Here is a 10,732-nt window from a genome sequence, read left to right on the forward strand (position 1 = left end):
TCAATAGATCAGGCTGAGGCCAGCCAGGTCCAGGCGTTGCACCTGGAGTTCCTGGGTGAGCGTGGCAAGGGCAGTGTCGAGCATGTCGAGGCGGAACACGCCGCTGACTTCACGCTCACCGAGGGCCGAGTCGGTCAACACCACGCGCCCGGGACGGTAGCGGTTGAGCTGTTCGATGACAGTGGCCAACGGCTGGCGATCAAAGATCAACACACCGCGCCGCCAGCTGGTGGCGCGCGCAACATCGAGTTGGTCCAAGGGCACGATGCCTTGCTGAGGGCTGTAGCGTACGGCCAGGCCTTCCTGGACCACCCTGTCGGACGGGCCCTTTTTCGGCGTCGCGTTCAGGGACACCTCGACACTGTGTTCCAGCACGCCAACCCACGCCTGACTGTCGTCTTCGCGCTCTACCACAAACCGCGTGCCCAGCGCGCGGGTCTGGCCGCCGGCGCTTTGCACCACAAACGGCCGGGTTTCCTCACCGACCATCGGCGCCACGTCAAAAATTGCCGAGCCTTGGAGCAGGCTGATGCGCCGTTGCACACCGTCGTAGTCCAGGCGGATGGCACTGGCGGAATCCAGCTCGACCTTGCTGCCGTCGGCCAGGTGCACGGTGCGCACCTCGCCTTTCGCGGTGATGTAATCGGCTTGCACGCGCAGCAACACGTCCGGCCCGCGCCCCCAGCCAACACCGGCCACGATCACGACCAATGCGACGGCGGCCGCGCGTTGCCATGGGCTTCGCCGCCTGGAGCGGCGCACGGGCATCGTTGCCGCTGACGGACGCTGGCGGTGCACGGGCTCGTCCTTGTACACATCGCCCAACGCCGCCCAGGTCTGTTCGGCAAAACGCAAGGCCGCTTCATGGCGGCTGTCGCAGGCGATCCAATGCTGCAGCTCGGCCTGCTCCTGTTCGGTCAGGGCACCGGCGTGCAGGCGCACCGCCCATTCGGCGGCCGCCTCGGTAATGCTGTGCTGTTGCGGACCCTGGCTATTCACGTGTGAATCTCGAATTTTTCGTTATGTAACGCTGTGACGTCTGACGTGGCGAATTTCGGTAACTCATTCGTCGGATGGCGCCACTTCGCCGTCCTGCAAGCGCTGCATCACGTAGGCCAACGCCTTGGCCAGGTGCTTTTGTACGGAGCTGTCGGAGATGTCCAGGTGGCGGGCGACCTGGGCGTGGGTCATGCCTTCGATACGATTGAGGCGGAAAATCTGCTGGGTGCGTTCCGGCAACTCCGCCAGTGCCTGCTTCAATGCCTGTCGCTGTTGCTGCGCCATTGCCTGAGCCTCCAACCCGGCCACTTCATCTTCAATCTCGGCCAGCGCCTCATGGGGCACGGAGTCTGTCTTGCGCCGCGCTTCCTGGCGAATATGGTCGATCAGCAGATTGCTCGCCGTTCGATAGAGATAGCCCTGGGAGTTGTCGATGCGCTCGCCGGCGGGCTTTTCGGCCAGGCGCAGGAAACTCTCCTGCACCAGGTCTGCGGCCAACTGCGGGTCCCGTACCTTGCGCGCCAGATACCCGCGCAGGGTATCGGCATGCTTGAGAAACAGGCCTTTGAGATCCACGTCCGACAAACCGACTCCCTGGAATGTAAAGGAAACAGGCGGGCATATTAAGCGTTGTCGAGAATGGTTTTCAATTGATATCTAATCTGATCCGCTCGTGCGAAAGGTCGGATTAACAGTTCGATAATCGAACACATCCGCCGCCATCAATTGACCAAATTAACTAACCAGTACATTTTATCTGCACAACTAACAAGAACTGTGGAGATACTCCCAATGCCGCCTATCGTGCTGGTGCTCAACGGCCCCAATCTCAACCTGCTCGGCACCCGCGAGCCCGCCACCTACGGTCATGAAACCCTGGCCGATGTTGCCGCCCTGTGTGGCCGCAGCGCCGAACAACTCGGGCTGAAAATCGAATTTCGCCAGACCAACCACGAAGGCGAATTGCTCGACTGGATCCACGGCGCCCGCGCCCGTTGCGCCGGCATCGTGATCAACCCGGCGGCCTGGACCCACACCTCCGTGGCGATTCGCGACGCGCTGGTGGCCAGTGAAGTGCCGGTGATCGAAGTGCATCTTTCCAACGTGCATGCCCGCGAAGCGTTCCGGCATCACTCGTTTGTGTCGCCGATTGCCAAGGCTGTCCTCGCAGGTTTCGGCAGCCACGGCTATCACCTGGCCCTGGAACATTTCAGCCAGTTGCTCAAAGGGTCGGCCCGATGAAACCGCGCATCCTCGCCGGCCTGATTGGCGCCGGCATCCAGGCTTCCCGCACGCCCGCCCTGCACGAACAGGAAGGCGATGCCCAAGGCCTGCGCTACCTGTATCACCTGATCGACCTTGAGCCCCTGCACCTGGACACCAACGCCCTGCCCGACCTGCTCGACGCCGCCGAGCTGATGCACTTCACCGGCCTGAACATTACCTACCCGTGCAAGCAGGCGATCCTACCGCTGCTCGATGAACTGTCCGACGAGGCCCGCGGCATTGGCGCGGTCAACACCGTGGTGTTCAAGGACGGCAAGCGCATCGGCCACAACACCGATTGCCTGGGGTTCGCCGAAGGCTTTCGACGCAACCTGAAGGATGTGGCACGCCAACGCGTGGTGCAGATGGGTGCCGGCGGTGCGGGCGCGGCGGTGGCGCATGCGCTGCTGGCGGAAGGTGTGCAGCAGTTGAGTATTTTCGATGTGGACATCAGCCGCGCCCGCGACCTGGTGGATAACCTCGCCCAGCGTTTCGGCGCCGGTCGGGCCCAAGTGGGCAGCCAACTGGAAAATGCCCTGGCCGAGGCCGATGGCTTGGTCAACACCACACCGATGGGCATGGCCAAGCTGCCGGGCACACCGGTTCCGGCCACCTGGCTACGCGCTGAATTGTGGGTGGCGGAGATCGTGTATTTCCCGCTGGAAACCGAACTGCTGCGCGACGCCCGCGCCTTGGGTTGCCGCACCTTGGATGGCGGCAACATGGCGGTGTTTCAGGCGGTGAAGGCGTTTGAGCTGTTCAGTGGGGAAGTGCCGGATGCGCAGCGTATGTTGGCGCATTTCCAGGCCATGAATACCTAACTGCCGAAACCGGATCAAAAAATGTGGGAGCGGGCTTGCTCAAGCCTGCAAGTAACGCATCACCGAATCACAAATCATGTCCCGATGCCGCTGTTTAACCGCCTCATCCGACAGGTCGATCTGAAAAATCTCACTGAAGGTATGGCGGTTGGACACCCGGTAAAAGCTGAACGAGTTGATCAGCAGGTGCACGTCCAACGGCTCCAGCCCTTCCCGGAACAAGCCCAGCTCGGCCCCCCGGCGCAAGGTTTCACCCAGTCCTTCGAGGATCTTGCTGTTCATCGCCTTGATGGTGTCGGTGCGCTTCACGTACTCGGCATTGTGGATATTTTCGATGCTGACGATGCGCACGAAGTCCACGTTCTGATCATGGTGATCAAAGGTGAATTCCACCAGCCGCCGGATCGCCTCGCGCGGCTCCAGCGCCGTGAGGTTCATGCGGGTTTCGGTGTTGCGGATGTCGCCGTAGAGCTTCTCCAGCACTTCGACGTACAACTGCTCCTTGCTGCCGAAGTAGTAATAGATCATGCGCTTGGACGTGTGGATACGCTCGGCGATCGCGTCCACGCGAGCGCCGGAAAGGCCCTGCTGGACAAACTCGACGATGGCTTCCTGGAGTATGTTTTCGCGGGTCTTTTCCGGATTGTTCTTACGACTCTTGCGAGGTGCCTCGGTGGTCATGGTGCGCTCACGGCCAGTGTTATGCAGGCCGTGATTATGGGCCGCGATGCGGCCTGAAAGAAAGCACCTGACCCACCGTTATAAACGCGCCTGGCGCACCGCACCGCTGCGCGATTTGGCCATCGCCGCCAGGCGCACCGCCACATTGGCCGCGCCGTAGCCGGCATAGCCATTTTTGCGCTGGATGATCTCGAAGAAAAACCGCCCTTCGAACGGTTCGGTGTACACGTGAAACAACTCACCGCCCTGGGCGTCGCGGTCGTACAGCACGTTGTAGTACGCCAACTCGCTGAGGAACTCATCATCGAAATCGAAACGCGCCGCCAGGTCGTCATAGTAGTTGAGCGGGATATCCAGCAGCGGCACACCGGCCTCTTTGGCACGGCGCACCTCAGCGAAAATATCCGCGCAGTCGAAGGCAATGTGGTGCACGCCCGAGCCACGATAGCTCGACAGCGCGTGGGAAATCGCGGTGTTGCGGTTCTCGGAGATGTTCAGCGGCAGGCGGATCGAACTGCAACGGCTGCGCAGGGCACGGCTTTTTACCAGACCGTAAGGGTCCGGCAGCACCACTTCGTCGTCGGCTTCGAAATCCAGCAGGCTCTTGTAGAACAGCACCCAACTGTCGAGGCTGTCGGCCGGCAACGCCATGGCCATATGGTCGATGCGCAGCAAGCCGCCGCTGGACGACGCGGCAGGTTGCAGGTTGAAGTCGGTGTCGTAGAGGCCGCCTTCACTCTGGTCCACCAGGTAAATCAGGCTGCCATCCGGCGCACGCACCGCCGCCAACTCCAGCTCGTTGGACCCGACCAACCCGCGATAGGGCTGGCCTTTGTAGGCCACCGCGCGTTCCAGGGCCTTGGCGCTGTCCTTGACCCGGATCGCCGTGGCGCACAACGACGGCCCGTGGGCTTCGAAGAAGTTGTGGGCAAAGGAATAGGGTTCGCAGTTGAGGATCAGGTTGATATCACCCTGGCGCAACAGGCTCACGCTCTTGGAGCGGTGCTGCCCGGCCTTGACGAACCCCAGGCGTTCCAGCCAGTGAGTCAGCTTGGCGCCGAGGCTTTCATCCACGGCGAACTCCAGGAACTCGATGCCGTCGTACTCGCTGGCGGCCGGGGTATCGAACAGAATCTCGACAGGCTGCGCTGGCGCTTCTTGCTTCAGGCGCTCGCGGGTTTTCTCTTCCAGGTACAGCAAGGAGCGCAGGCCATCCGCCGCGTTCGCGCGAGTCGGCGCGGCGCGGAAGCCGTCGTTGAAAATCTCCAGGGACAGCGGCCCGGTGTAGCCACTCTTGATGATCGGCGCAAGGAACCCCGCCAGGTCGAATTCGCCTTGGCCGGGGAAGCAGCGGAAATGCCGGCTCCACTCCAGCACATCCATGGCCAGGATCGGCGCGTCGGCCATTTGCACGAAGAAGATTTTGTCGCCGGGGATCTCGGCAATCGCACTCGGGTCGCCTTTGAGGGACAGGGTGTGGAAGCTGTCGAGCAATACGCCAAGGCTGGGGTGATCGACCTGACGCACCAGGTTCCACACCTGCTGCCAGGTGTTCACATGCTTGCCCCAGGCCAACGCTTCGTAGCCGATGCGCAGGCCACGACGACCGGCGTGTTCGGCGAGCAGGCTCAGGTCATCCAGCAAAATACGCTCGTCACCCACGCTGTCGGCCGAGGCATTGCTGCACACCAGCACCAGGTCGGTGCCCAGTTCCTGCATCAAATCGAATTTGCGCTCGGCACGTTCCAGGTTGCGCGCCAGGCGGTCACGGCGGCAGCCTTCAAAGTCGCGGAACGGCTGGAACAAGGTGATGGCAATGCCGAGGTCGGCGCACATTTGCCTAACTTCGCGGGGGCTGCCGTCGTAATACAACAAGTCGTTCTCAAAGATCTCGACCCCATCAAACCCGGCGGCGGCAATGGCTTCGAGCTTTTCCGGCAGGGTGCCGCTCAAGGAAACAGTGGCAATGGAACGTTGCATGGGCGACTCCCGGCAATTGTTGTTTGTGGCAAATTATTCGCCCCTAGCCTACCCGCAGCAATTAAAATGTACGAACCAGTTAGTTTTTGGTGCGATTATCGAACACTATGCCCCTTTGGCGAATTGACGATTTTTTAGCCACTGCGCACCATCGATGACGTAACAGACCCAGAACACACCATAAAAATTTCAAAAAACGGGTACGACCTCATGCCTCTGCAAAACTCCGCCCTGGCCGCGCGCCACGGCACCCCGCACGCCGGCATCGGCGACAAGGTCCGCGGCGCCCTCGCCGTGGGCAAAACGCGCTGGGGCATGTTGGCCCTGGTGTTTTTCGCCACCACCCTCAACTACATCGACCGCGCCGCGCTGGGCGTCATGCAGCCGATCCTCGCCAAGGAGATGAGCTGGACGGCGATGGACTACGCCAACATCAACTTCTGGTTCCAGGTCGGCTACGCCATCGGTTTTGTGCTGCAGGGTCGTTTGATCGATCGGGTGGGCGTGAAACGTGTGTTCTTCTGCGCCGTGCTGTTGTGGAGCCTGGCCACCGGCGCCCACGGCCTGGCGACGTCGGCGGTCGGCTTTATGGTGTGCCGCTTTATCCTTGGGCTGACCGAAGCCGCCAACTACCCGGCGTGCGTGAAAACCACGCGGTTGTGGTTCCCTGCCGGTGAACGTGCAGTGGCCACCGGTATCTTCAACGCCGGCACCAACGTCGGCGCGATGATGACGCCGATGCTGCTGCCATTGATCCTGCACGTGTGGGGCTGGCAGGCGGCGTTCCTGTGCATGGCCTCGCTTGGCGCGATCTGGCTGGTGTTCTGGGGCTTGAAGTACTACAACCCCGAAGATCATCCGACGGTTAAGCAATCCGAATTGGACTACGTGCAACAGCAAGTCGAACCGGAACAACCGGGCGTACCGTTCAGCCGCATCCTGCGCATGCGCGGCACCTGGGCCTTCGCCATCGCCTACGCACTGACCGCGCCGGTGTTCTGGTTCTACCTGTATTGGCTGCCGCCGTTCCTGAACCAGCAATACAACTTGGGCATCAACGTGACTCAGATGGGCATTCCGCTGATCATCATCTACCTGACGGCGGATTTTGGCAGCGTGGGTGGCGGGATCCTGTCGTCGTTCCTGATCGGTCGTGGCATGAACTCGATCAAGGCGCGGTTGCTGTCGATGCTGCTGTTTGCCTGCTGCATCGTCGGCGTGATCATGGCGGCCGGCTCCAGCCAACTGTGGGTCGCGGTGTTTGCCATCTCCCTGGCCATCGGCGCGCACCAGGCCTGGACCGCGAACATCTGGAGCCTGGTGATGGACTACACGCCCAAACACATGATGAGCACGGTGTTTGGCTTCGGGGGCATGTGCGCGGCCATCGGCGGCATGTTCATGACCCAGATCGTCGGCCACATCCTGACCGTGACCAACAACAACTACACCGTGTTGTTCACCCTGATCCCGGCGATGTACTTCATTGCGCTGACCTGGATGTACTTCATGGCGCCACGCAAGATTCCTACCGTAGACGTCTAACGCTACCTACGCCGCTGCTGCCAGGCAGCGGCCAGCCCGCTCATGCAGATCACCCCGATGCCGACCACTGTGGTCACATCGGGGGTATGGCTGAACACCAGCCAGCCCAACAACCCCGCAAACACGATCTGGCAATAGCCGAACGGCGCCAGCAAGGCCGGCGCCGCAAAGCGGAACGCCTGGGTCAGCATCAAGTGCGCGGTCATCCCGCAAGTGCCCAGGGCCAGCATCAATGCGCCATGCCACAGCGTCGGGACCTGCCAGAAGAACGGCACCATCGCACTCATCACCAAGGTATTGCACAGGCCGGCAAAGAAGTTGCTGGTGGTGGGCGTGTCGTATTGGCTGAGGATGCGCGTGAGCAGTTGGTAGAAGCAGAAGAACAGCGCCGAACACAGCGGCAGCAACACCGCCGGGGTGAACAGTTCGCCGCCGGGGTGGATGATGATCAGCACGCCGACAAACCCGCAGATCACCGCCAGCCATTGGCCACGGGTCACGTGCTCACCGAGCAGCGGCACTGACAATGCAGTCACCAGGATCGGCGCCAGGAAGTTCACCGCCGTGGCTTCCGCCAGCGGGATGTAATGCAGCGCCGCGGTAAAAAACAGACTGGTGCCCAACAGGCACAACGCCCGCACCACCTGCATCCCCGGTCGCTTGCTACGCAATACCCGCAGGCCAGACTGCGGCAGGAAAATTCCGGCCATCAACAAGGTGTGCACCAGGTAACGCGCCCACACCACCATCACGATCGGGTAGAACCCCGCGAGGTATTTGGACAAGGCGTCGTGACTGGAAAACAGAAACGTCGCCAAAACAATCAGCAAAATGCCCTTGAAGGGATGGTTGACGCCGGATAAAGGGGTACTGACGGTCATCGGATTCTCGTGTGTGGCGCGCGGTCGAGCTCAACCCGGTAATCTAGCAGCCGGGCCGGAGCCTGCCCCAAGAGCATAACCAAACACCGTGCGAACAGCGCACTAAATCACCGGTTTCGAGTCCAACCCTGCACGTTGACCGCCCAGTTGCACACTTTTCAACCAAGGCCTTGCTGCTATGAAAAAAATTATCTTTGCTCTTTCTGCCCTTGCCCTGCTCACCGCCTGCAATCAGGAAACCCAGGAAGCGCCCAAACCCGCGCCGGCTTCCGTACAAGCCACGTTGGTGCCAGAATCCCCGCCCACCGACAAATGGGTGGGTAAATGGATCGGCGTCGAAGGCCTCTACCTCACCATCGCCAAGGACGACAGCATCGGCCGTGGTCACTACCTGCTGACCATGAAGTACGGCCTTGATGACGACGACGCCGGCACCTTCAAAGGCGAGGCGAACGAAGACGGCATCGCCTTTACCCGCCCGGACGGCCCACAGCAGCTGAGCGCCGGCAACGGTGAAGCCACCGGTTTGAAATGGCTGGCAGATAAAAAGGATTGCCTGGTGGTGGATACCGGCGAAGGTTACTGCCGCGACTGACCCGGTTTTGCTGACACAAGTTTCATCTGGCACCCCTGCCGGCAAGGGTCGAGAGCGGCGATACTACGCAGCTCTCGTACCTGTCGAACAGCCGGGCTGGCGCCATTCCTACGCACCAACAACACTGTTCCACAGTTCATCGAGAGGATTTCACCATGCTATGGAAAAAAGGCCGACGCAGCGACAACGTGGTGGATGCCCGCGATGACAGTGGTGGTGGTGGTGGCGGCATGCGCTTTGGTGGCGGCAAAGGCCTGAGCCTGACGGCCATTGTGCTGATCGTCGGCATCGGCTGGCTGACCGGCCAGGACCCGTTGCAGATCCTCGGCCAGTTGACCGGCCAGATGGAACAGGCGCCGTCAGTGAGCACGCAATCACGCCAGGCGCCGCCGGCCAACGATGAACAAGCGGATTTCGTGCGCGCAGTGCTGGGCGATACCGAAGACACCTGGGCCCAGGTGTTCCAGGAAAACGGCTTGGCGTACAAGAACCCGAAACTGATCTTGTTCCGTGGCCGGGTGAATTCCGCCTGCGGGGGTGCCACCTCGGCCAGCGGCCCGTTTTATTGCCCGGCGGACCAGCAGGTGTACCTGGACCTGGACTTCTTCCGGGAAATGTCACAGCGCTTCCAGGCTGCTGGCGACTTTGCCCAGGCGTACGTGATTGCCCACGAGGTCGGGCACCACGTGCAGACGCTGCTGGGTATCTCGTCGAAGATCCAGGCGGCACGCCAGCAAGGTCGGCAGATGCAGGGTGACGGCGGTCTGCTGGTGCGTCAGGAACTGCAAGCCGACTGCTTCGCCGGGGTGTGGGCCAACCGTGCGCAAAAGCGTCTGAACTGGCTGGAGCCGGGCGATATTGAAGAAGCACTGAATGCGGCCAACGCCATCGGCGATGACCGGTTGCAGCAACAGGGTCAAGGGCGCGTCGTGCCGGACTCGTTTACCCACGGCACCTCGGCACAGCGGGTTCGCTGGTTCAAGACCGGCTTTGCCCAGGGCCAGATCACTCAATGCGACACTTTTACCGCCAAGAGCCTTTAGATGAATAAACGATTGGGATTGCTGCTGGGTTTGCTGGTCACCGGTTCCGCTTTGGCCGCCGGGCACAACGTCAACGAGGCCAATCTCGATCGCTTCCCCCTGAAGGCAGGGGATTTGAGCATGGGGTTGAGCCAGGATTGGCGCCAGCCACTGCCCAACGTCACCCGTGCGTTGATCATCGTGCATGGGCGCCTGCGCGATGCGCAGACCTATCTGGAGAGCGGCGAGAAAGCCGCCCAAAATGCCGGGCAAGCGGCCAACACCTTGGTGATCGCGCCAAGGTTTCTCATTGAGTCGGATGCGCGGCACGAGCATCTGGACAATCAGCTACTGCGCTGGACCGACAATGGCTGGATGGCCGGCGAGCCGTCCACCGGCCCAGGCCAAATCAGCTCGTACGGCGCCCTCGACCAGATCATCAAGCACCTGGGCAACCGCAAACTGTTCCCTGCGTTGAAAGAAATCGTGGTGGCCGGGCATTCCGGCGGCGGCCAGGTGGTACAGCGGTTTGCCCTCACCAGCCACGACCACCCGAAACTGCAAACCGAAGGCATCCGCCTGCGTTACGTGGTGGCCAACCCGTCCTCCTACGCCTACTTCACCCCGCAGCGTCCGGTGAAATTCGACATTGCCAGTTGCCCTGGTTTCAACGACTGGAAATACGGCCTGCAAAACCTGCCGGCCTACGCCCAAGGCCAGAGCGCCGAACAGCTTGAACAGGCGTATGTGTCACGCGACATCACCTACCTGCTGGGCCAACAGGACATCGACCCAAACCATCACGCGCTGGACAAAGGCTGTGAGGCCGAAACCCAGGGCGCGTATCGCCTGATTCGTGGGCACAACTATTTTGACTACCTCAAGCAGCGGCATCCGCAGTTGGCGCATCAGTTGGTGGAGGTGCCGGGGGTGGGGCATAAC

11 protein-coding genes are annotated in these 10,732 nt (G+C 61.3%); 6 read left to right on the forward strand and 5 right to left on the reverse strand.

Going from position 1 to position 10,732, the window contains the following annotated elements:
* Positions 1-999 (reverse strand): FecR family protein, encoded by a 999-nt coding sequence (locus HX812_RS03850; protein ID WP_038847581.1) that lies wholly within the window; start codon positions 997-999, stop codon positions 1-3.
* A 63-nt stretch (positions 1,000-1,062) separates the two neighbouring features.
* Positions 1,063-1,584, reverse strand: a complete 522-nt coding sequence (locus HX812_RS03855; protein WP_028618031.1) for an RNA polymerase sigma factor — start codon at positions 1,582-1,584, stop codon at positions 1,063-1,065.
* A gap of 207 nt (positions 1,585-1,791) precedes the next feature.
* On the opposite strand from HX812_RS03855, the gene aroQ reads away from it, so the two are divergent.
* Positions 1,792-2,241 carry a type II 3-dehydroquinate dehydratase gene (aroQ, locus tag HX812_RS03860; protein WP_010206717.1) on the forward strand — a complete coding sequence of 150 codons (450 nt, stop codon included), beginning with the start codon at positions 1,792-1,794 and terminating at the stop codon, positions 2,239-2,241.
* Positions 2,238-3,086 (forward strand): shikimate dehydrogenase, encoded by an 849-nt coding sequence (locus tag HX812_RS03865; protein WP_038847578.1) that lies wholly within the window; start codon positions 2,238-2,240, stop codon positions 3,084-3,086. The genes aroQ and HX812_RS03865 overlap by 4 nt, the downstream gene beginning before the upstream one ends.
* A 39-nt stretch (positions 3,087-3,125) precedes the next feature.
* On the opposite strand, the gene HX812_RS03870 is transcribed toward HX812_RS03865, so the two are convergent.
* The gene (locus HX812_RS03870; RefSeq protein WP_033897904.1) at positions 3,126-3,767 is read right to left on the reverse strand and encodes a TetR/AcrR family transcriptional regulator; all 642 of its coding nucleotides are present in this window, start codon (positions 3,765-3,767) and stop codon (positions 3,126-3,128) included.
* Positions 3,768-3,845: 78 nt separating this feature from the next.
* Positions 3,846-5,747: a 3-dehydroshikimate dehydratase QuiC gene (quiC, locus tag HX812_RS03875; protein WP_038847576.1), complete on the reverse strand. Its 1,902-nt coding sequence runs from the start codon at positions 5,745-5,747 to the stop codon at positions 3,846-3,848.
* Positions 5,748-5,957: 210 nt separating this feature from the next.
* Here quiC and HX812_RS03880 point away from each other — a divergent pair, with 210 nt between their 5' ends.
* The gene (locus tag HX812_RS03880) at positions 5,958-7,292 is read left to right on the forward strand and encodes an MFS transporter (protein ID WP_038847573.1); all 1,335 of its coding nucleotides are present in this window, start codon (positions 5,958-5,960) and stop codon (positions 7,290-7,292) included.
* Between the two features lie 2 nt (positions 7,293-7,294).
* Here HX812_RS03880 and HX812_RS03885 read toward each other — a convergent pair whose 3' ends face one another.
* The gene (locus HX812_RS03885; RefSeq protein ID WP_033897907.1) at positions 7,295-8,173 is read right to left on the reverse strand and encodes a DMT family transporter; all 879 of its coding nucleotides are present in this window, start codon (positions 8,171-8,173) and stop codon (positions 7,295-7,297) included.
* A gap of 178 nt (positions 8,174-8,351) precedes the next feature.
* Here HX812_RS03885 and HX812_RS03890 point away from each other — a divergent pair, with 178 nt between their 5' ends.
* The 3 genes from HX812_RS03890 to HX812_RS03900 form a co-directional block, all read left to right on the forward strand.
* Positions 8,352-8,768: a lipoprotein gene (locus HX812_RS03890; RefSeq protein ID WP_038847571.1), complete on the forward strand. Its 417-nt coding sequence runs from the start codon at positions 8,352-8,354 to the stop codon at positions 8,766-8,768.
* Between the two features lie 155 nt (positions 8,769-8,923).
* Positions 8,924-9,811 (forward strand): neutral zinc metallopeptidase, encoded by an 888-nt coding sequence (locus tag HX812_RS03895; RefSeq protein WP_038847567.1) that lies wholly within the window; start codon positions 8,924-8,926, stop codon positions 9,809-9,811.
* The coding region (locus HX812_RS03900) for an alpha/beta hydrolase (protein ID WP_178949112.1) at positions 9,812-10,732 on the forward strand (921 nt) is incomplete at its 3' end.

The sequence above is a fragment of the Pseudomonas sp. IPO3749 genome (genome assembly GCF_013386605.1).
Lineage (GTDB): Bacteria > Pseudomonadota > Gammaproteobacteria > Pseudomonadales > Pseudomonadaceae > Aquipseudomonas > Aquipseudomonas azotoformans_A.

Excerpts from the sequence above, each read along its gene's own strand:
- aroQ (WP_010206717.1), top strand. The coding sequence starts at position 1,792 with ATGCCGCCTATCGTGCTGGTGCTCAACGGCCCCAATCTCAACCTGCTC.
- HX812_RS03865 (WP_038847578.1), top strand. The coding sequence starts at position 2,238 with ATGAAACCGCGCATCCTCGCCGGCCTGATTGGCGCCGGCATCCAGGCT.
- HX812_RS03870 (WP_033897904.1), bottom strand. The coding sequence starts at position 3,767 with ATGACCACCGAGGCACCTCGCAAGAGTCGTAAGAACAATCCGGAAAAG.
- quiC (WP_038847576.1), bottom strand. The coding sequence starts at position 5,747 with ATGCAACGTTCCATTGCCACTGTTTCCTTGAGCGGCACCCTGCCGGAA.
- HX812_RS03880 (WP_038847573.1), top strand. The coding sequence starts at position 5,958 with ATGCCTCTGCAAAACTCCGCCCTGGCCGCGCGCCACGGCACCCCGCAC.
- HX812_RS03885 (WP_033897907.1), bottom strand. The coding sequence starts at position 8,173 with ATGACCGTCAGTACCCCTTTATCCGGCGTCAACCATCCCTTCAAGGGC.
- HX812_RS03890 (WP_038847571.1), top strand. The coding sequence starts at position 8,352 with ATGAAAAAAATTATCTTTGCTCTTTCTGCCCTTGCCCTGCTCACCGCC.
- HX812_RS03895 (WP_038847567.1), top strand. The coding sequence starts at position 8,924 with ATGCTATGGAAAAAAGGCCGACGCAGCGACAACGTGGTGGATGCCCGC.